Here is an 18,783-nt window from a genome sequence, read left to right as displayed (position 1 = left end):
ACGACGAGCATCTGGTCGGAAATGGGCACGTAGCGGTCTTTACGCCCCTTGCCTTGGAAGACGAACAGCTTCTTGCGGTCAAAGCAGATGTCGTCCCATCTGAGGCGGCATGCCTCGCCGACCCTGAGGGCGCAGTCGTAGATGATGGCAAGCAGGGTTTTGTCGTACAGGGAGCAGTTGCGGAGAAGGCGGGCAATCTGCTCTTGGGAGAGCACTCGCGGCAGCCTCTTCGGCTTGCGCACTGTAGGGAGTACGAGTCCTCCAGGTTGCTTAAGCCCCATCACCTTGTAGTAGGCCTGCAGTCCGAAAATCATGTGCTTGAAGAAGGACAGGCTGCAACGGTTTTTGTCCAGGAGTGTCGACAGATAGTAGTCGATGTCCGTCTGTGTGAACTCATCCGGCAACTTTTTGAAAAACAACACTGCCTGAGCAATTTTCAGGCGATAGTCATAGATACTGCCGTCTGCATACTGTGCCAGACGCAGTTTCTTAGTAAAAAGCGAAATGCGGTCCCTGTATTTAGGAACAGCCGCGATCGCCTTGTCCAATGTAGTATTGGGCATGGTTATTTGTGGTGGAGGGGATTAATGACGGGGAGGTTCGAATTATCCCGTCATCTCCCTTCACCTTTTAGAGAAACGTAAAATAAGTGTGGAATATTGTGGTGAAAGGTTATAAGCCGCAGGACTTTAGCTTTTTTCACCGCAGTGAAAAATTAGTACAACAATGAAAGACTTTACAAATAAAGAATGGGACGTTATGCTTTGTTCAACAGGCTATCTCCCGCCACGTAATGATGAGGAACTAATGTTCTTCAACCAGATGTATGAGGGATATACGCCTCGTATAGCGAACAGACATGTTGATGTGGATGCCATTATCAATGGGAAATGTAAAATGGTACCATCATCTTTTATTGATCCTGAAAGTTTGGAGGATGGTCATAATAATGAGACAGAAGATGAAATCCATTATTCAATGGCCGCCCGCAACTATAGCCATTTGCCGAAAAACATATTGGACAAGATGAAGGAACAGCATAATGCCACAAAGGATGAAGTTTAAAGCTTATCAGAACGTCGCAGATTCCATCGCTTCATTATACACCATCCCCATACCTTTAATTGATATAGCCAATGATGAGGATATAAAGGTTATATATGATGATTATGGAATGGACACTTTTGATGGGATGACTTGGTATGAGCCAAGTCAAAGGAGATTTTTCATTCATATAAATACGGAAAGAGGAAATAATGCGGATAATACAAAAGGACGTTTTACGCTTGCCCATGAACTAGGTCATTATTTTATAGATCATCATAGGCATGCACTTGAAACTGGCAAGATGCAACCTCATATTCACTATTATAATCCTTTTGGCAAAAATGATGAATGGATAATTGAAAGAGAAGCTGATTATTTTGCAGCCAATCTTCTGATGCCAAAGGATGAATTTATGAAAGACGTGAAGGGTGAAGAGTTCTCAGGACAGATGATACAATCGGTTGCTTCTAAATATAATGTAAGTTTCTCTGCCTGTGCCATCAGGTATATGAATATGAATCTGGTTCCAATCATGTTGGTTTATGCTGTGGATGGTAAGATTAAATGGCAGATGAGAAGTGATGATTTTCCTTTTTATTTGCTGAGATATGGAAAAACCAAGGTGCCTGAGGGCACTGTTATGGGGGACTATTTCTATAAAGGGGATTCAAGTTGCGGAAAGCAGTCGGAGGTCGTGTTTGCTGGCGATTGTTTTCATACATATAGGGAGGAACAGAATGGCTTGGAATTCTTTGAATATTGCATTCCATTCGGTAAACATGCTTTTAGCGTGTTTTGGGAGAAATGAAATTGGTATATGAGTGACACAAATAGTATTTATTAAGATTATGAACCCAAGTGAAAATTTGAGACGTAGAAGTGACTTATCGCCATATCTATTCCATTTCACTAAAGATAATGGAGTAAGGAGTGCGAAAGATATTATTGCCTCTATTGTAGAGGAGACGAAACTGAAGTCAAATACAGGTTATATTTGTTTTACCGAACAACCTCTAATCATGTGTGACGATTATGATTCCGACACGAAAACTGCAATGCCGTATACGTACATTACTGGGGCTAGCCGGGCATGGAGGTCTATCAATTTCGATAGAGTAAGGAAAAAAAAGATGAGCGATTATATGGTTGATGCTTCAACTTTCTTTGAACAACGGATAGGGGAGGATTACGAACACTGGATAGGGGAAGATTGAAATGTATTTTTTGATTATTTGCATAAAACCGGGGAAAAGTTTGGAAGATTAGAATATTATTCGTAATTTTGCCTGCGTATAAATATATTATAATATGATTATGAATACTTTGACTATTGATCAGAAAATATATAATGGCGCTGAAATGTATGCTAAGAAGCATAATGTCAGCGTAAAACAACTTGTAGAGGACTATCTTGTCTCTATTATAATGATGGATAAGTCTGCTCCTGTGAATAAGGACTATTCTTATGAGGAAATAATTGATGAGACGATGCTTTTAGATTGTTTTGATTATGCCCACAAAGAATATCTCGACGGTAAATGCAAATCTCATTCACAAGTTATTTCTGAGATAAAACAAGAAAAAGGATGGAAATAATTTGGTCAAATATTGCAACTAAACTATAGCACCGAATATCATATATTATTTATGTTATCCTGATGCTATAGTCATTGCTGTTATTGTTCACTCCAAACAATCACCAAGAACAATTAATTTAGTATTGAGAAGATTCTTGGATAGTTATGAAAGATAATCACTTCATCAGGTAGGCGAATTCTTTGCTGGGCTTGAAGTTGGGACAGGACTTGGGGATGGCGCCGGGCATCTCGTTGTGACCGCGGATGAAGGCTTTGGGGAATTGTTTCTTGAGTTTGATCAAGAGGGCGACGAGGGAGCCGCGCTGGGCGATGGTGCGGGTGTCCTTGGGTTTGCCGCTGGCATCGAGGCCGCCTTCGTAGCAGATGCCGATGGAGCAGCGGTTGAAGGGACGGCAATGGGCGCCGACTTCGTTCAAGCGGCGGTGCTGGGTGGTGGTGCCGTCCTTGCGGATGTAGTAATGATAGCCGACGTCGATGAAGCCACGTAGCAAGTGGTCGTGCTTGAGCTGCTCGGGGGTGTAGTCGCGGTCGCAACGGGTGGCGGAACAGTGGATGATGATGAAGCGGACTGACTGGGGGGACATGAACTGGGAGTTCTCGACGTGGGTGAGGAGGTGGTCCTCGGAGGCGACGAGGTCGCCGGCAATGGTCATGGGGTATTGTTCTGTAATCATAGTTTTTTTGTTTTGAACGCGAATTATCGGAAATTATATGTAAATTGAACGCGAATTATCGGAAATTATATGTAAATTTGCCGAAAATTTGTGATATATGGATATTAAGAGATATAAAGATATCGTGTATAAGGTCATTGGTGCTGCCATGACGGTACACAAGGAACTTGGTGGAGGTCTTCTTGAACCTCTATACAACGAGGCATTGTGCATTGAACTGTCAGATATGGGGTTTCATCCAGAATCAGAAAAAAATCTGTTATGCTACTATAAGGGTAGGCAGATGAAGAAGTCATACCGTATGGACATTGTCGTAGATGATGTCATATTGGAATTAAAATCAACGAGTGAGATATGTCCAGAACACAGATTCCAGTTGTTCAACTACCTTCGATTGACAAAGAATCCCATAGGATTGCTCATCAATTTTGGTTCTGATAGCCTTGAATGTGAGCGATATTGCTATGACAGTACGACGAATGAATGTCGTTTGATAGACCGTAACATGAATATAGTTCCAAGATAAGATCTTTTTTTATTTGAACGCGAATTATCGGAAATAATACGTAAATTGAAGAAAATAATTCTTTGTTGCAATTCGCAGGTAATTCGCGGCAATTCACGTTCAAATTAAAAGTTCTAGAGTTGGGTGATGGCACCGCCGGCGGCGCCGGTGATGACTAACTCAACAATGCGCAGGATGTAGAGGGCGAGTTGCTTCCAATTTACTTTCATAGACGATGTTTTTAGATAAATGAACATTATAAACTTCATAGATGGGTTTTTGGGGAACGCGAATTACCGCAAATTATACGTAAATTGAAGAAAATAATTCTTTATGGAAATTCACGGTCAATTAACGGCAATTCACGTTCAAGAGAAAAGACTACTGGCCGAGGTCGTCGCCGCCGCCTTCAGACGTGCCGGGGTTGGTGACTTCGCTTGAGCTGTCCTCTGGCACGGTGTTGTCAGCTGAGACGGTGCCGTTGTACTTCACTAGGGTGATCTTGTCGGGCAGAAGGTCGTAGATGCGCTTCTTGTTGATCAGCTTGAACGAGGGGTTGAAGGTGGGGACAAGACCTACGATGAGCTTCGCAGTGGCTTCTGCCTCGGTCTTCACAGTGCCGGAGGTGATGAAGCGGATGGAGAGGTTGCCGAAGCCAAGGAGCTGGATGTTGTAGCCTTTCTTGAGGTTCTCCTTCACGTAGTAGGCGTAGCGGTCGAGGACGTTCTTCACGTCGCCTGGGGTGGCGGAGGACTCGGCGGCAATCTGGTTGGCGACGTCTTCGGTGGTCAGGAGACCGTAGCTGACGGGTTGGACACTGTACACGGTCTTTGGATGGTCTTTGTCGAACATCACCGTGTGCTTAGTTACTTTGTAAGCTTTACTCATTTGTGATTGCCCATCGCCGGTATGGGACTTGGTGTTTACACAGCAAGGGGGCTGTGCCCGGCAGGGGGTTAAACATAATATTTTTGGGGTGAACGCGAATTTCCGGGAATTGACCGTAAATTGAAGAAAATTATTCTTTATGGAAATTCACGGATAATTTGCGGTAATTTGCGTTCAGATATTTTTTTAGAGGGAACAGCAATTATCAGCAATTGTTCAGCAATTCAAAGATTATTTTTTGATAATTGCCGTTTTATTGCTGGCAATTGCCGTTCAAAAGAAAGAAGGGAGTGGCAGTAAGTCAAAGAGCGATTGGGTTTCGTTTTCTGATGCAAAGGTACTACATTTTAATTTGACGATGGTCGTTGTTGGACGTTGTTGGTCGTTGTTTAAAGATGGGGCAATCACATGACAACTGAATCGGGTAATCACTTGTTAACTGAATCGGGTATTCAGTTGTATACTGAACAGGGTAATCAGTTGCATACTGAACAGAGCAATCAGTTGTATACTGAATCGGGCATTCAGTTTGCAACTGTTTCTTCTGAGCCGAGCTCAGAGGATTACGGGGTCTCCGAGATATTCCATGATGATTCGCACTTGCCTTGCAGTAAGGACCTTCTTGTGCTTTCGTGGCATGCCAATCTCCTTGAGGGCAGCCACAAGATCGGGACAGTTCTCTATCCAGCGGCGCAGGTTGCGAACCGCCTGGTCGGGAGTCTTGTCGGGGAAATACAGATTTGCTAATGCTCTTCGAGTCATAGATAAAAATTAAAAATTTAAAGATTAAAAAATTAAAAATTTTAAAAGGGCAAACCCTTAAAGATATTAAAAAATTAAAGATTAAAAAATTAAAAGATTAAAGGGAGGTTATGACACATTTGACACATGATTCTTATACCTTATATAAAATAATATATATAAATAAAAGTAAATATTATATTCATTATTATAAAAGTTTGTGTTTTTATGTGTCATATGTGTCATAAATGGGGCTTGGGTGCTTAGAATGGCATGGTGCCCGAGGCTGCTATACGGCTGTTGTTGATCTCCGTTGCCTCTAACTCCACCACGAGATAGCCGCGCTTTTTCGTGTTACGCATTCGCTGGTATCCCTTGTTGTCGAGTATCTGGCACAGGGTGCGCAGAGGGATGGGACGATGGAGATTGCCGTAGCTGACGAGCTTGGCCTGTATCTCGGATGTGGTGAGGAAATGTACGGTGCGTGTCTCCTTGCCTGGTGGCTTGGGTATGTCGAAATAGACATCGAGTAGCTCTTCCTCGGGTGTGCGGTCGGCAAACTGTTCGACATACTTGCTGAGCTGCTGAATCTCCTCGGTGGTGAACCAATAGACGAAGCCCTCCTTTATCATTCTCACTGCCTCGGCATATAACCTGGGATGGTCGAAGGGCGAGTCGATATGCTCGACATAGAACGGAAGGAAGCGGCGGTTGCCGGTCTGGTCGGTGAGAAACTGGAACTTGTTGCCTGAGGCGCAATAGGAGGCTATGCGCACGCGGCGTTCCTTGGTGGAGCCGTATGGCGCGCGGACGTTGACGTCGGGGGTGGTGATTTTTCCACCTTGTCGAGATAGTCGGTGAGAGGATTGACCTCAGGGATGCAGTTGCTCATCAAGGCAGTACGGAAAGTTTGTACGGTGATGTTTTCGCCAGTTTCGATATTGCAGTTAAGCAGCAGAGATTTGATGTCGCGGTCGGTCAGGTCGGTCATGTCAGAGCGCTTGAGCTTATGGGTGATGGCGTCGAATTTCAGAGACTGTTGTCTGAGGAAGTCGGCAGCGAGAAGAATCTTCACCTTTCCCTTACGGTCGTCGCCCTTGCTGCCAGAGCTGTGGGGTAGGGCCTTGCGTCCGTGCATAGGTGCGGCGGTATTGTAGCATCCTGCCACAAGCGACGGTATCGACTCCTCGCCATATTGAGAGGCATATTCTTGCTTCATGAGCTGTGCGGCGTGATCCTGCTCCATGCCGAAGTCGGAGAGGGTCATGGAAGGCGTACGAGATAGTTGTTGCGGTTGCCATGGGCGAACTCTCCAGTGGAAGACTTGTTGACGCAGTCTTGTGCAAAGGCGAACACTTTCTCTACAGTCCAAGCCGCCGGCCACATCTGTTCGGTGACTGCAGAGCTGTTGGCGATATGGTCTTTCTTGCTGCGCTTTTGGGCGTTGAGGGTCATGTCAACCTTTAATGGCACGGCGTCGGGATTAAACCACGCCTCGGGGTCATGGCAGAAGGAAGAACCATGGTTGGCCTTGCCCACAGCCGGGTCGTAGTCGGCAGGAATGGCGTTGGCGATACGCTCATTGCCTTGTATAAATGCCTGCTGATACACCTGCGTAGTGAGACCGCATTTAGGTATCTGGTAAAAGTAATAGACATGCAAGCCATGGCCGCTCATTCTCACGTGATACATCACCACAAACGGCAGTTCACGCACACGTCGCTTTGCCTCCTCCATAATGTCAGATGGGATATTGTCGATGTCGCACTGGCACAGACAGGTATAGCTCACGAGATGCTCCATTTCCCGTCCGTCCTTGAAGCGAGCTGCAGGCATAAGCATCGGAAACATCTCAGCCTTGAGTTTCTTGAGTTGCTTTACAGGTTGTTTATCCTCGATGGCCTTGCGATAGTTCTCGGTGTGCTGCCGCAGCACCTCATCATATGTCTAAAATAGGCGAGGTAGTCTTTGCCACCTTCGACTATGCCCGCAAGTCAAATGGTCTTATGAGCAAGAATTTGGTATCATATTTCCATCTTCCAGCGATCAATATCGGAGCTCCCGACAGAAGTACAGGAATACTTTAAATCGAAATTGATTGATGCGATGATGGAGAAGAAAAATTAAAGATTTAAAGATTAAAAAATTAAAAATTTAAAAGGTAAACATTGAAGGATGATTGATTATTGATTACTGATGTTGTTCACGCTGATGGATACGGAAGGAGGTCCGCAAGCGGAACTGTTTTGGGGAATGTGAATTATCGCAAATTAATCGTGAATTGAAGGAAATGAGTCCGCAGGCGGACGGATTTTGTGGTAAACAGCAATTGTCATCAATTGGACAGCAATTGAAAAAAAAATTGTTTTTATTTTGTATTGTCTAAAACTTGCACTATCTTTGCAAATGGATTTTAAAGACAAGTTTATGAAAGTATCAATACTGGTGCCCATATACAATGTGGAGAAATATTTCGCAAGATGCCTGGAGACCTTGTTTTCACAAACATATTCTGATATAGAATATGTGTTTGTAAACGATTGCACTCCCGACAAAAGCATGCATGTGTTGCAAGAAGTGTTGGGAAAATATCCTTCTCGTACAAATTCTGTAAAAATTATTGAGAACAAGAAGAATCTTGGAATAGCAATAGTAAGGAACATACTTCTTGAAAATGCTACAGGTGAATATGTACTTTTTGTTGATAGCGACGATTGGATAGAGACAAATGCGATTGAAAAGTTTGTAGACAAGGCTTTGGAATCAAATGTTGACATAGTGGGATGCGACTATATAGAGGAATATGCTGACAAACAGCTTGTTTTTAAACAGTCTTATCCCTCTGATCATATCGAGGCGATGAAAGCCATGACTCTATTGAGAATAAAAGGTGTTTTGTGGAAACTGTTTATACGTCGGGAAATAATTGTACACAATGATTTATATTTTGTGCCGGAAGTACAGTTTGGTGAAGACTATATTTTTTGTTGTAAATTATTCTATTATGCAAAGTCTTTCTCTTGCGTGAATGAGGCTCTCTATCATTATGTTCAATATAATCCGAATAATTATTCCAGTACGAATATGGACTTGAGAATCAACAGTTTTTCAAGTGCGATAAATATTGTGGAATCTTTCTATAGGGAAAAAGGGGTGTATGATGTTTTGGAAACAGAATTGCTGCAACGGAAGTTCCTGTCAAAATCGTCATATGTTTTGGACGCTAAAAAGAGAAACATCAAAGCTTGGGCCAGTTATTTTCCTGAATCGAATGGAGCATGGCGTGGGCTGAATTATAGTTGGCCGAATCGACTTAGGTTTTTGTTGGCTGAAATGGTGGTTAAATTATTTTATTGACTTTATGGAATTTTTCATGTCAGCTTCAATAATAATCTTGTAAGTGCATACACTATTTTCTGCACTCTTCCGCGCTTTTTCAGTTCCGGTAGTAGGGTCACCACTGGCATCTCTTCGTCAGTATAAAGGCGGTCGTAATCTTTCAGTATGCGGGGAGGAAAGAGTTCTGACATCACCCGCTGGCGCTCTTCTGCATGCAGTTGGCTTTGGGTGCTGCTCATGCCAGTTAGGTCGTAGCGGGCTATCATCGTATCAACTACCTTTACCTTGCAGTTGTCGAACACAATGGCTTGCACGTTCACTTTCCAGTCGGCAATCAGTTTGAGACTTTCGTCGTATGGGTGACGTTCAAATATCGTTCGTCGGTAGAATGTAGCTTGGTGGCATAATATTTCTTTTTTCAAAGTGAGGAATGTCACTTCGCTATCAACCTTTATGCCTCCGTAACGGATGCCGGTGGCTCGGTTGCACACGTTGCCAAACAAAATGTCCGCATCGCCTATCTGACGGTCCACTTCCTCCAACACGTTGGGAGAGTGGAAGGTGTCGCCGGAGTTCATGAAGTTCACATATTCTCCATGGGCTTTTCCCAATCCCTTGTTCATGGCGTTGTACACACCCTTGTCGGGTTCAGACACCCAGTAGTCTATGTGGTCGGCATAATCCTTAATCACCTCAACGCTTCCGTCGGTTGAGCCTCCGTCAATGACAATGTACTCAAAGTCCTTCATAGTCTGGCCTAAAACGCTCTCTATGGTTTGTCGAAGTTCGGCAGAGTTGTTGAAGTTAATTGTGATAATGGTGTATTTTTTCATATTTGTTACCGTTTTATGACAGGGTTTGTGGAGTTATGTCTTGCTGTGTCTGTAGCGCAAATACCATTTTGCAGGCAACAGCAGCATGAGGCTTCCTGCGAGACTGAAACCTATCTTGCGGTGATGGCGCAGGATAGTGAGGATGTGTCGACGCATATATCCCACCACTGATTTTGTGCGGAGATCGGAATATTTTTCCGGAAAGAGTGCAATGCGGCCAAGGAGCTCGTTGGAGTAGTACAGGCGGTTGAACACGGCATGGCGACTGTTCTCGGGCGAGTGTGTGAGGATGAGACGTCGGGTGATGTCGAAATTCAGTAGCCTGTTGTCGATGTATGAGTCTATCCGCTTGCTGAAGTATGCCTTAGAAAGTGAGCCTGGAAGCATGGAATAGGTGTAGAGCGGAAGGTCTATCACACATGTGGTGCTGGCGTGTACGAGACAATGGATGTTGAAGATGAAGTCTTCGTCGGTCTTCAGTCCTTCGATGTTGCGAATGTTGTGGGCGACAATCATATCCCTTCGGTAGATCTTTGTCCAGCACTGGGTGTATATCTTGCCTTTCATGAGAAACTGCTCCAGTGCGTCCTGACGGTTGAGAACAAGAGTCTTGCCACTGTATGAGAACTGGTGTATGGTGCCGTCGGGCATCCGTTCCTCGTAGTTGCAGCCCACGATGTCGGCATTGTGCCGTTGTGCCGTTTCAAGCATCTTTACAAACATGTCGGGTTTCACTTCGTCGTCACTGTCTGTTAGTGCGATGTATTCTCCTTGTGCAATCTCTATGCCGCGGTTTTTTGCCGATGCCGGTCCGCTGTTTTTTATATGGACTGTCTTGACAAAGGGGAAGCGTGAGGAATAGGAGTCACATATTGAAGGAGAGGAGTCAGTTGAGCCGTCGTCGACGAGGATAATCTCCATGCCGACGCTCTTGTTTTCAAGCACGCTGTCAACGCACCTTTGCAGATATTTTTCAGTGTTGTAAACCGGAATGACCACACTAAGCTGTATCTTGTTTCCCATTATGCAAAATCTTGTATTCTGCAGCAAAATTAAAGATTTTAATTGGAATATCCAAACTTTCGGGCTATTTTTATATATTATTTAAGTTTCGTCTTTTATCTTTATTTGTCGGGTGTGCCGATATACCTGTTAATTGCAAATAAAAAACATTGTGTTTCTTATATTAATTGGCAAATCTTTACTGAAATATAGTCAATTAACGGCAATTTTCGTTCAAGAATTGTAGATTTATTTTGTATTGGGAAGGAAAAGGAATTGGGCTTACTTGTGGTCGGTATGGATGAAGTCTTCGTTCTTGTGGTCGATATGCCGCACATTGCGTGCCATCTTTATCGACAGACGCAAAAGGGTGCCTACCTTTGAAAACACGGACTTCGTTCTCAGCCGCACGGGAATGGCGAGGAAGAGCGATAGGCAGGTGAGAAGAAGAAGACTCCACCATTTCAAACTCCAACACGGGGCGATTATCGATATCAGAAACGACATAAAAAGAAGACCCAGAAGAAGCATTGAACGTGGTATTAGCATCTGCTGGATGGTCTTGTCCATATAGTTTATGTTTAGACGGATAACGGCTTCGGGAAGATGTCGTAACATCGACAGGAAACAGTTGACCTGGGCGGACATCCAACGCTGGCGCTGACGCTGGAAATTGTCGGCACTGCTTACCTTCTCGTCAAAAACAAGTATGTCGTCGGCATATTTTATATATATGCCTTCACGTAGTAGAAACACTTCCAACTCACGGTCTTCGCCGGCTGTGGTGAGCTTGGTTACATGGGAGCTGAACCAACTGTAGTCGAAACACATGCCGGAACCTATCAGTGCGGAAGAGAGACCTATGAGGTTATGGGCCTTACGGAAAAGGGTGTTGTTTATCTCTTCGCTCACACCATCGAGTACTGATACAGAACTGTCGGAATTTTTTGCACAACGATGGCATTGCACTGCCTTATAGCCTTCTTTCAGCAAGAAGTTGAGCCGGTGGAGAAAGTCGGTTTCAACGATATTGTCGGCATCAAGCACTACCACATAGTCGTATTGTCCGGATACTTCAGATATTGCATATTGAAGAGCTTTTGCCTTGGAACTCTTCTCGAAAACCGGGCGGAGGACTGTAACGGGCAGATCTGACAGAAGACGCTCAGTAGACTCCTGCTGATGGTCGGAAATGACAGCCACATGGTATTTGTCTTGCGGATAGTTCTGGAGAAGGAACTTTTTTATTGAACCCACTATTACCCTGTCCTCGCTATATGCAGGAAAAAGGACGAGAAAAGTGCTTTCAGGGGATTCCGGTACGTCGACTGTCTTAATGCCCTTGCGGCTGAACAGACTTACAAGGGCATAGAATGTGATGTAGGCTACGGAAATGGACATGAAAGCCCACAACAGAAGGTCGAGTATATGAATATAGCTCCAGAACATGCAGTGAGGGGGTTATTTGTTCTTGTTAATGAATCGCTTCTTGTTTCCTGCCAATATCGTAAGATTGAACAGGGATTTGAGCAAGATGAGGGGCACCTTGATGAAGGAACGCTCCCAACGCTTGTCGACAAGATAGTCGGGAGTGGCCAAGGCAAAGATAAACAATGTCCATGCGGCTATTACCCACCATTTTATGGCTAACGTGAGATATATAAAGGGAAGGACAATGCTTAAGACTGCAATGATGCCCATCATGACTGTACGAGGGATGAGCATCCACTGGATGATTTTGTCTATAAGGTCGTATTGCTTGTTGATGATTGCGGTTGGAAGGAAACGGATATTTTTTATGATACTATGGAACTGTGTGAATATCCAACGCTTGTGCTGGCGGTTGAAATCTCCAGTCAGACGTGTTTTCTCATCAAACATGAATATCTGGTCGAAATAGTCGACAAAGATGTGCTGTCGGATGAGCATTGACTCGAGTTCCTTGTCTTCCCAGGCCGTCTTTGCCTTCATGATGTTTTCCTTGAACCAGTTGAATTCAAAGGCCATGCCAGAGCCGGCAAGGGCGGATGACAAGCCCATGGCTATATGGCCAAGGCGGAAGATGGAATTGTTGATTTCCTCGAATGTGGCTTCAAGCATGGCATAGGCCGTGTCGCGGTTTTTTGACATGCGATGGACTTGGATGGCCTTTGTGCCGGCATACTCGTAAGCGTTGTTAAGGTCGTCGAGGAACTCTGGAAGCACTATGTTATCGGCATCAAGTATTATGACAACGTCATAGATCTTGAATATTGGAATGTTTGCTATGGCATACTGAAGTGCCCTCGCCTTTGTGCTATTTTTAAAATTGGGAGTGAGTAGCGTAATTGGATTTTGGGCAAGGCGGAAATTGGTCATCTCTGACTGGTGGTCGGAAATGACTACTATGTCGAAAAGACGCTGGGGATAGGTCTGGGCGAGCATGGCCCTAACGGTATTCTCTATCGTATGGTCGCACTTGTAGGAGGGGATTAGAATGATGAAACGGTTGAGACGCTTTGCTTTGGGTATCTCTTGCTTTTTCACAAATTGGGATGCTATTGCATAAACAGTCATATAGATGACAGTCAATGCAACAATTGCAAACAATAGTGCGTCAATGATGTATAATATATTCCAAATCATAATCGTACAAAATCTTTTATTCCTCGTATGGTGGCAAGGGCTAAGTCGGTCCTGCCGTGAAACAGGTGTGATAGAAGGTCTCTCGGCAATACCACTGTTGTGAGGTAGAGATAGGTGAGAAACCTCAAGGGCAATGCTATGTTCCGACGGGCAAATAGGTAGCGGTTGCGGGTGATGTAATATGTGCGGAGTGGACTATGGCTGCCTGTGGTCTGGCTCTCCTTGTGATAGACCGTGCAACGTGGGTCGTACCATAACTCAAAGCCATGGCGTCTCATCATCATCGACCAGTCGAGTTCCTCATAATAGAGAAAGAAACACTCGGGCATCATGCCTGCACGCTCTATGGCCTCGTGCCTTACGAGCATGGCTGCTCCATGGACGTATGGGGTGGGCCGGGCTGTCTCGTGCTGGCCACTGTCAGTTTCTCCAAAGCCGATGGCATGATTGCGCAATGTCACCTGAGAGAGTTTGGTATAGCCGGCATATTGGATTTTGTGGTCGCCATAGAAAAAACGAATCTTGGGACATACGATGGCTATGGATTCATTCTCGTCCATGCGTTTAAGCAACGGAACAAGTTGAGAAAGGTCTACCTCAGTGTCGTTGTTGACAAAGAATAGGTACTCGCCATTTGCCTCACGTATGCCGAGATTGTTGCCTCCGGCAAAACCGAGATTCTTCTGGCTTCGTATTACACGCACCCAAGGGTAGCGTGAGGCAATGGTGCTTGCCTCGTCGGATGTAGAGGCATTATCCACCACTATCACTTCCGTCGACTGGTCGACAGGAGTGAGAGAGTCAAGCAACGAACATGTGTCTTTAAGTCCGTTGTAGTTGACCGTGATAACTGATAGCTTATACTCTCGACGCACGTTTCTTCTCCAGTCTTAGACGTTTACGTTCTTCCTGTTTTGCAAGTTCCTCCGACTCCCATTTATTCCACGCCTCTTCCATAGCCGGAAGGGCATAAACGAGTGCCAAACCGCCATAGAATATCAGACCATTGGGGAACTGCAACAGTATCTGGTTAGCATAGCCTCCCAAATGGAGACTGAAGAATGCACAGGTGAAACCTATGCCTATGCCCCTAAGCGAGTCGCTCCTGATGCGGAACCATACTACGATACATGCTCCAATGAACATGATTACAGTGGTGATTATGAACACGGTGAGACCTACCTTGCCGGTGCGAACCCAAATATAAACGTACTCAGAGTCTGGTGGAACCTGTGTGATAAGTCTGAACTTATTAAAGGGGGGGACATCGCTGTTTTCAAGACCAATTCCTACTCCCCAAGGGGCATCTGTCATGTATTTGCGAAGTGTGGCCTTGTTCATGTCGCGCACTCCCATTGAGGCATCTTCTTTGTCGAACAATGTTCTCATTCGTCGAATCTGAGAATTGCCATTGCCAATTTTCGTGAATGCGAGGAAAAAGAAAGCAATAAAAAATACAGTTCCTGCTGAAAGCATGACTTTGCGTGACTTACACAGGATGATGAACATCGCCAATCCAGCTATCAGACATGCCATGGCAGTACGAGTACCTGACGAGAAGAATGCCCAAATAGCAATGAATCCCATCACAAGGAAGAATATGCGCAGGCGCTTGATCTTCATATATATTCCTACTACAATAAACATTACTGCTGCTGACGCCAAGTGGACACCGAAGTTGGCGGCATCGGAGAAGCAAGACATGTATCTAAACCTTCCACCCATAAAGTGGGCTGGAGAGTTGTAGATGAAAGATTTCTCAGCTGCCGTAAGGCCTATCTTCTGCTGTTTCCATACCCAAAAACCGGCAAAGAGAATAAAACAAGCCCAAACAACGAGTAGGCGGACGAGTTTCTCTGGGGTGTTGATGTATATGGTCATCACGATAAGGGCGTAGACTAACTGGAATGACATAAGGCGCGCACCAGTGTACCAACGGTAGACATCTATGCCTATGCCGCATGCATCGTTGAATATCTCTATACAACAAAATGCCACCCATACCAAAAGCATGACGAACATCACGTTTAAGGTGTCGCCAAAGCGGTAGCGCGACACATCGAGCAACGCAAGGCCTATGAGCATAAGTTCCAACACCTCATTGATGAGTGAAGTCGGTATCGGAAGATGAATATGGCGGGTGATGAACATCAAAAAGAAATTGATAGTGAACAAAGTCCAAAACAACGCCATCTTGTATTTGAGAAAGACATAGCCCGCAAGAAATATGCAGGGTATAATGCACACTATGACAAATGCATTATATCCTATATTGATGAAGTTATAGATGGCAATAAAGAAAAGGAGAAGGAGGAGCAACGCTCTTCCTCCTCCTATTTCAGATTTGCTTATCTTGCTGTAATTGATGCCTGCCATTAGCTTGCGTGATTGTTTTCGGTGGCTGTAAGGCCAAGTTGTGATAAACGATATACGAAATTGCTGAAACGGGTGTATGGAGGCAGCTGGCCTACAAACTCCTCTACTGCATAGCGGTTGGACTCTGTGAGATACATGTAGAGACTGTCTTGGTTTTCAAGCTGTGACTGCACCTCCTTGAGAGCTTTCTGGTCGATGTCTTTCCATGTACGGTTGGCACGTGTGACCATAAGATTGACTGTTCCCATATTGAGCAGTGACGACGGGATGGAGTGGTCGTTGAGGTTTGGATACTCCACAATGGCTATCTCATCGGGTAGAATGTCGGGACATAGGTCCTTGATGCTGGTGGACATGATGAAACGGCTATCGTCGGCTAGGAAATCCTCGTCGTAAGTAAGTCGACGTACCTGAAGACCGATGGATATCCAATAGTTCTCCAGCTCCTGCGACAGGTAGCTCTTGCCGTTGGAGGAATCGGTGGAGATGAGGTTGAGCACGTTCTGCTGGCCAGTCTTGAAGTGGGGCAGGAGAGCCTTGCTGAGCTGACGCAAAGCCATGTCGCTGATGGTCTTGTTGTAACGACGGTAGCGGAGACTGCTCTCTTTCGGGTAACAACCCAATACCGGTATCTTCGTGATGCGCTCAGAACGCATGCGGTCGCGGAGGGTGCGGTCGAGAAGCTCGATGAGGAAGAAATAGACTGCCACCAGGAAGAATGTTGCAAGGTATGAACCGAGCAGAATCATCATGCGGTTGGTAGGAAGCGCATTAAGAGGGAACAATGGCGGGTTAAGCACACGAAGGGTGGCTGTGGTCATCTGAAGGTTCTTCTGACGGAGGCGGGCAGCGTTCAACGCTCCGAGCATACTCATATAGTTTGACTCCACAAAATTGATGTGGCGGTCCTTGCGGCCAAGGGTGGCTCCGATGGGGGAGAAGTAGAGGAACTGGCGGTCGATGTTCTGACGCATGATGTCCTGGGCGGACAGGCGCGCCTTGGTCTCCTCGGCAAGAATCTTCTGGTCGAGCCACTTGTCCAATAGGGTGTTGGTTCTAACGCCTTGGTCGGTGCTGGTAGAACCTTTCTGTATGGACTGGGTAAGGTTCTTCACTTCTTTTGTGGTCTGCTCCAACTCTTTCTGTGCGTTCGCAAGCTCAAGCTGTGCCTCGGCATTGTTGCCACCTCCCTCGCTCGACATGAGACGGAGGTTGGAGATGCGTGAATGGATGCGGGAGATGTCTTTCACCTTGTCGGTAAAGTCCCTGTTATTGGTGAATTTCTCTGCACGATCGCCAAGGTTGCGCTCGAGATAGTCGATCATTGCCTTTGACACGGTGTAGTTCATAAGCAGGTCGTTGTCAGACACTTGCTGGTTCGCCTCAAGATTGGCGAGCACCTTGGTCTGCTCACCATAGTTGATGATGCGGTTCTGAACGTTATAGTTGATAAGGTCGTCCTCGGCATCGCAAAGCATGCGGTAGAGTCGGGCCACCTCACGCTCGAAATACTTTATAACGTTGTTGGTCTCGCCATAACGAATCTGCTGATACTGGCGCGCGAACACAGAGTTGAGAATGTCGAGCGTGTTGTAGGCTATGCCAGGGTCGTTGGCTGAATATCCTATGTTGATAATATCGCTCTTGGAGAACTGTGTCACCTTGAGGCGAGAGGTGATATTGTTGAGTCCGAAATAGGGATGATAGTTGGTGAGGCTAAATATGAAGTTGTCGCGCGACGGCTTCTCGTATGCCTTGAAGTTAGTATAGGTGGCATCCTCGCTGTTGCGGTTGACAAGTGCCTTCACCTCGGCAGGAACTGAGGCATTTAGCGCACGGAAGTGTTCTGCTGAGATGTAGTTGTTGTCCTTACGCTCGTTACCGTACATCATACAACGGGCGAAAAGTCTGAGAGACACTTCGTGGATGGTGTTGTCGGTGGTGACGATGAGCATGAGGTTGTTGATATTGGTCTGGGCGTTACCGCCGGCTGTACCAGTACCGCCCTCAATGTTGTAGCCGGTAATCATACCCGTGTAGATGGTGGTGTTGGTGTCGTACTGGCGTTCGAGGTTGCGGGTCATAAACCAAGCGACAACGAGTGCTATCATTGGAAGGATGGCGAGATACCAGCGGATGCGGTATAGAAACCTTACTATATATCTGAAAATATCCATAATGCTGTATGTTATTTGGTTTTCTTACTTTCTTTTTCTGTGGCTTTCTTTTCAGCTTTTTCAGCTTTCTTTTCAGCCTTCTCCAGTTCCTCTAATTTCTTCTTGTCTTCCTGAAGCTCTTTTTTCAGCTGCTTCTGGAATTCTTTGTTCTCCTTGTCAAGTTCTTTCTGGGTCTTTTCCACCTTTTCGTCAAGGGTGACGTCAGTAGTGGTATTGGTGATGATAGGAGTATGGGTGAGTATCTCAAGGGTCAGAATATCGGTGGTAATTTGGGTCTGAAGTGACTGATAAGTGTTGACGGCTGTGTTTTCGCGTTGTTTTGTATATGCAAAGTCTTCAATGCTCATCTCTCCATTTTGGAACTGCTCCTGGTTAAGGACACCGGCACCCTGATAGATGGCGGCATGTTCGCTGGCAGTACGGAGAGTTACAAGGTCGTTGGTGATTTTCACATACAATGTGGCTATCTGGAGTTTAAGCTGGTCGAAGGCCGCATCTTTCTCCAACTGAGCCCTGTCCACTTCCATCTTCTTTCTTTTCACGGCAGCCTTTAGGTCGAGAATGTCCTCAAGGGGTACTGCAAGACTTACACCAATATTCCAATAGCTTTGTTCTGTGCCTTGGAACTGGTATAGTGTAGGACTATAAGTCGACGAGTTGTTACCCCACATGTCGGCCTTTCCATAGCTGTAGCTTGCGTGTCCTTGTAGATAAGAGAAGATGTGACGCTTCTGTTTCTCAACCTCAGCCTTTGCTATCTGTTGCTGCTTGGCGAGAATGAGGATGTTGGGGTTGGATTTTGCATTTTCATACAGCACCGAAAGAGGAGGCAGATGAAAGTCGGTGAAGTTAAGCTGGCTCTGCTCGCTTGAGTCGAAAAAGCCCGCGTTAATTCCACTCTTGTTGAATTGTGCTGATGCAGGTATGGCCGCTACAGCTAATGTAAGAGCAACAAAGGCTCGATGTAATTTCTTCATC

General features: G+C 45.4%; 23 protein-coding genes. 7 read left to right on the top strand and 16 right to left on the bottom strand.

Translation table 11 applies throughout. The features are described 5' to 3' along the window. The coding region (locus tag CIK98_RS03370; protein ID WP_172409800.1) for a site-specific integrase at positions 1-563 on the bottom strand (563 nt) is incomplete at its 3' end. A gap of 163 nt (positions 564-726) precedes the next feature. Here CIK98_RS03370 and CIK98_RS03365 point away from each other — a divergent pair. The 4 genes from CIK98_RS03365 (at position 727) to CIK98_RS03350 (ending at position 2,643) form a co-directional block, all read left to right on the top strand. Next, a complete protein-coding gene (locus CIK98_RS03365) occupies positions 727-1,065 on the top strand; it encodes a hypothetical protein (RefSeq protein ID WP_094382872.1) in 339 nt (112 codons plus the stop codon). Next, complete coding sequence (locus CIK98_RS03360) at positions 1,055-1,855, top strand: ImmA/IrrE family metallo-endopeptidase (protein ID WP_172409799.1); 801 nt, start codon at positions 1,055-1,057, stop codon at positions 1,853-1,855. Before CIK98_RS03365 ends, CIK98_RS03360 begins: the two co-directional genes overlap by 11 nt. Positions 1,856-1,895: 40 nt before the next feature. Beyond that, complete coding sequence (locus tag CIK98_RS03355; protein WP_094382870.1) at positions 1,896-2,261, top strand: hypothetical protein; 366 nt, start codon at positions 1,896-1,898, stop codon at positions 2,259-2,261. Between the two features lie 100 nt (positions 2,262-2,361). Next, positions 2,362-2,643: a DUF6364 family protein gene (locus CIK98_RS03350; RefSeq protein ID WP_141210386.1), complete on the top strand. Its 282-nt coding sequence runs from the start codon at positions 2,362-2,364 to the stop codon at positions 2,641-2,643. A gap of 157 nt (positions 2,644-2,800) precedes the next feature. Here CIK98_RS03350 and CIK98_RS03345 read toward each other — a convergent pair whose 3' ends face one another. Beyond that, positions 2,801-3,319 (bottom strand): N-acetylmuramoyl-L-alanine amidase, encoded by a 519-nt coding sequence (locus CIK98_RS03345; RefSeq protein WP_094382868.1) that lies wholly within the window; start codon positions 3,317-3,319, stop codon positions 2,801-2,803. 97 nt (positions 3,320-3,416) lie between these two features. On the opposite strand from CIK98_RS03345, the gene CIK98_RS03340 reads away from it, so the two are divergent. Beyond that, positions 3,417-3,845, top strand: coding sequence for a GxxExxY protein (locus CIK98_RS03340; protein WP_094382867.1), 429 nt, complete (start codon positions 3,417-3,419; stop codon positions 3,843-3,845). Between the two features lie 113 nt (positions 3,846-3,958). On the opposite strand, the gene CIK98_RS18885 is transcribed toward CIK98_RS03340, so the two are convergent. The 6 genes from CIK98_RS18885 to CIK98_RS03315 form a co-directional block, all read right to left on the bottom strand. Then, positions 3,959-4,093 carry a hypothetical protein gene (locus CIK98_RS18885; RefSeq protein WP_256387753.1) on the bottom strand — a complete coding sequence of 45 codons (135 nt, stop codon included), beginning with the start codon at positions 4,091-4,093 and terminating at the stop codon, positions 3,959-3,961. A 112-nt stretch (positions 4,094-4,205) separates the two neighbouring features. Beyond that, the gene (locus CIK98_RS03335; protein ID WP_094382866.1) at positions 4,206-4,712 is read right to left on the bottom strand and encodes an HU family DNA-binding protein; all 507 of its coding nucleotides are present in this window, start codon (positions 4,710-4,712) and stop codon (positions 4,206-4,208) included. 555 nt (positions 4,713-5,267) lie between these two features. Then, complete coding sequence (locus CIK98_RS03330; RefSeq protein ID WP_094382865.1) at positions 5,268-5,474, bottom strand: DUF4248 domain-containing protein; 207 nt, start codon at positions 5,472-5,474, stop codon at positions 5,268-5,270. A gap of 242 nt (positions 5,475-5,716) precedes the next feature. After that, entirely contained in the window at positions 5,717-6,229 is a 513-nt protein-coding gene (locus tag CIK98_RS03325; RefSeq protein ID WP_094382864.1) for a VapE domain-containing protein, read from the bottom strand. Further along, positions 6,220-6,720 (bottom strand): hypothetical protein, encoded by a 501-nt coding sequence (locus CIK98_RS03320; protein ID WP_094382863.1) that lies wholly within the window; start codon positions 6,718-6,720, stop codon positions 6,220-6,222. Before CIK98_RS03320 ends, CIK98_RS03325 begins: the two co-directional genes overlap by 10 nt. After that, positions 6,717-7,388 (bottom strand): BT4734/BF3469 family protein, encoded by a 672-nt coding sequence (locus tag CIK98_RS03315; RefSeq protein WP_094382862.1) that lies wholly within the window; start codon positions 7,386-7,388, stop codon positions 6,717-6,719. The genes CIK98_RS03320 and CIK98_RS03315 overlap by 4 nt, the downstream gene beginning before the upstream one ends. An 8-nt stretch (positions 7,389-7,396) precedes the next feature. Here CIK98_RS03315 and CIK98_RS17920 point away from each other — a divergent pair, with 8 nt between their 5' ends. Beyond that, positions 7,397-7,540, top strand: a complete 144-nt coding sequence (locus CIK98_RS17920) for a hypothetical protein (RefSeq protein WP_172409798.1) — start codon at positions 7,397-7,399, stop codon at positions 7,538-7,540. Positions 7,541-7,859: 319 nt separating this feature from the next. After that, the gene (locus CIK98_RS03310) at positions 7,860-8,810 is read left to right on the top strand and encodes a glycosyltransferase family 2 protein (RefSeq protein WP_094382861.1); all 951 of its coding nucleotides are present in this window, start codon (positions 7,860-7,862) and stop codon (positions 8,808-8,810) included. 14 nt (positions 8,811-8,824) lie between these two features. Here the strand turns inward: CIK98_RS03310 and CIK98_RS03305 are convergent, their stop codons facing one another. The 8 genes from CIK98_RS03305 to CIK98_RS03270 all read right to left on the bottom strand — a co-directional run bounded on the left by CIK98_RS03305 (position 8,825) and on the right by CIK98_RS03270 (position 18,782). After that, positions 8,825-9,625 carry a glycosyltransferase family 2 protein gene (locus CIK98_RS03305; RefSeq protein ID WP_094382860.1) on the bottom strand — a complete coding sequence of 267 codons (801 nt, stop codon included), beginning with the start codon at positions 9,623-9,625 and terminating at the stop codon, positions 8,825-8,827. Positions 9,626-9,658: 33 nt separating this feature from the next. Next, complete coding sequence (locus CIK98_RS03300) at positions 9,659-10,648, bottom strand: glycosyltransferase (RefSeq protein ID WP_094382859.1); 990 nt, start codon at positions 10,646-10,648, stop codon at positions 9,659-9,661. Positions 10,649-10,909: 261 nt separating this feature from the next. Next, positions 10,910-12,076 carry a glycosyltransferase family 2 protein gene (locus CIK98_RS03295; RefSeq protein WP_094382858.1) on the bottom strand — a complete coding sequence of 389 codons (1,167 nt, stop codon included), beginning with the start codon at positions 12,074-12,076 and terminating at the stop codon, positions 10,910-10,912. Positions 12,077-12,088: 12 nt separating this feature from the next. Continuing rightward, complete coding sequence (locus tag CIK98_RS03290; protein WP_094382857.1) at positions 12,089-13,252, bottom strand: glycosyltransferase family 2 protein; 1,164 nt, start codon at positions 13,250-13,252, stop codon at positions 12,089-12,091. Continuing rightward, on the bottom strand, positions 13,249-14,127 hold the full coding sequence (locus tag CIK98_RS03285) for a glycosyltransferase family 2 protein (RefSeq protein ID WP_094382856.1): 879 nt from the start codon (positions 14,125-14,127) through the stop codon (positions 13,249-13,251). The genes CIK98_RS03290 and CIK98_RS03285 overlap by 4 nt, the downstream gene beginning before the upstream one ends. Then, positions 14,111-15,628, bottom strand: coding sequence for an O-antigen ligase (locus tag CIK98_RS03280; protein WP_094382855.1), 1,518 nt, complete (start codon positions 15,626-15,628; stop codon positions 14,111-14,113). Before CIK98_RS03280 ends, CIK98_RS03285 begins: the two co-directional genes overlap by 17 nt. Next, positions 15,628-17,805 (bottom strand): hypothetical protein, encoded by a 2,178-nt coding sequence (locus CIK98_RS03275; protein WP_094382854.1) that lies wholly within the window; start codon positions 17,803-17,805, stop codon positions 15,628-15,630. The genes CIK98_RS03280 and CIK98_RS03275 overlap by 1 nt, the downstream gene beginning before the upstream one ends. A gap of 11 nt (positions 17,806-17,816) precedes the next feature. Then, the gene (locus CIK98_RS03270; RefSeq protein ID WP_094382853.1) at positions 17,817-18,782 is read right to left on the bottom strand and encodes a TolC family protein; all 966 of its coding nucleotides are present in this window, start codon (positions 18,780-18,782) and stop codon (positions 17,817-17,819) included. Position 18,783: the final 1 nt, after the last annotated feature.

This window comes from Prevotella sp. P2-180 (genome assembly GCF_002251435.1).
Taxonomy (GTDB): domain Bacteria; phylum Bacteroidota; class Bacteroidia; order Bacteroidales; family Bacteroidaceae; genus Prevotella.
This window is presented reverse-complemented; position numbering and strand designations above follow the sequence as displayed.

Excerpts from the sequence above, each read along its gene's own strand:
- CIK98_RS03365 (WP_094382872.1), top strand. The coding sequence starts at position 727 with ATGAAAGACTTTACAAATAAAGAATGGGACGTTATGCTTTGTTCAACA.
- CIK98_RS03360 (WP_172409799.1), top strand. The coding sequence starts at position 1,055 with ATGAAGTTTAAAGCTTATCAGAACGTCGCAGATTCCATCGCTTCATTA.
- CIK98_RS03355 (WP_094382870.1), top strand. The coding sequence starts at position 1,896 with ATGAACCCAAGTGAAAATTTGAGACGTAGAAGTGACTTATCGCCATAT.
- CIK98_RS03350 (WP_141210386.1), top strand. The coding sequence starts at position 2,362 with ATGAATACTTTGACTATTGATCAGAAAATATATAATGGCGCTGAAATG.
- CIK98_RS03345 (WP_094382868.1), bottom strand. The coding sequence starts at position 3,319 with ATGATTACAGAACAATACCCCATGACCATTGCCGGCGACCTCGTCGCC.
- CIK98_RS03340 (WP_094382867.1), top strand. The coding sequence starts at position 3,417 with ATGGATATTAAGAGATATAAAGATATCGTGTATAAGGTCATTGGTGCT.
- CIK98_RS18885 (WP_256387753.1), bottom strand. The coding sequence starts at position 4,093 with ATGAAGTTTATAATGTTCATTTATCTAAAAACATCGTCTATGAAAGTA.
- CIK98_RS03335 (WP_094382866.1), bottom strand. The coding sequence starts at position 4,712 with ATGAGTAAAGCTTACAAAGTAACTAAGCACACGGTGATGTTCGACAAA.
- CIK98_RS03330 (WP_094382865.1), bottom strand. The coding sequence starts at position 5,474 with ATGACTCGAAGAGCATTAGCAAATCTGTATTTCCCCGACAAGACTCCC.
- CIK98_RS03320 (WP_094382863.1), bottom strand. The coding sequence starts at position 6,720 with ATGACCCTCTCCGACTTCGGCATGGAGCAGGATCACGCCGCACAGCTC.
- CIK98_RS17920 (WP_172409798.1), top strand. The coding sequence starts at position 7,397 with ATGTCTAAAATAGGCGAGGTAGTCTTTGCCACCTTCGACTATGCCCGC.
- CIK98_RS03310 (WP_094382861.1), top strand. The coding sequence starts at position 7,860 with ATGGATTTTAAAGACAAGTTTATGAAAGTATCAATACTGGTGCCCATA.
- CIK98_RS03305 (WP_094382860.1), bottom strand. The coding sequence starts at position 9,625 with ATGAAAAAATACACCATTATCACAATTAACTTCAACAACTCTGCCGAA.
- CIK98_RS03300 (WP_094382859.1), bottom strand. The coding sequence starts at position 10,648 with ATGGGAAACAAGATACAGCTTAGTGTGGTCATTCCGGTTTACAACACT.
- CIK98_RS03295 (WP_094382858.1), bottom strand. The coding sequence starts at position 12,076 with ATGTTCTGGAGCTATATTCATATACTCGACCTTCTGTTGTGGGCTTTC.
- CIK98_RS03290 (WP_094382857.1), bottom strand. The coding sequence starts at position 13,252 with ATGATTTGGAATATATTATACATCATTGACGCACTATTGTTTGCAATT.
- CIK98_RS03280 (WP_094382855.1), bottom strand. The coding sequence starts at position 15,628 with ATGGCAGGCATCAATTACAGCAAGATAAGCAAATCTGAAATAGGAGGA.
- CIK98_RS03275 (WP_094382854.1), bottom strand. The coding sequence starts at position 17,805 with ATGGATATTTTCAGATATATAGTAAGGTTTCTATACCGCATCCGCTGG.
- CIK98_RS03270 (WP_094382853.1), bottom strand. The coding sequence starts at position 18,782 with ATGAAGAAATTACATCGAGCCTTTGTTGCTCTTACATTAGCTGTAGCG.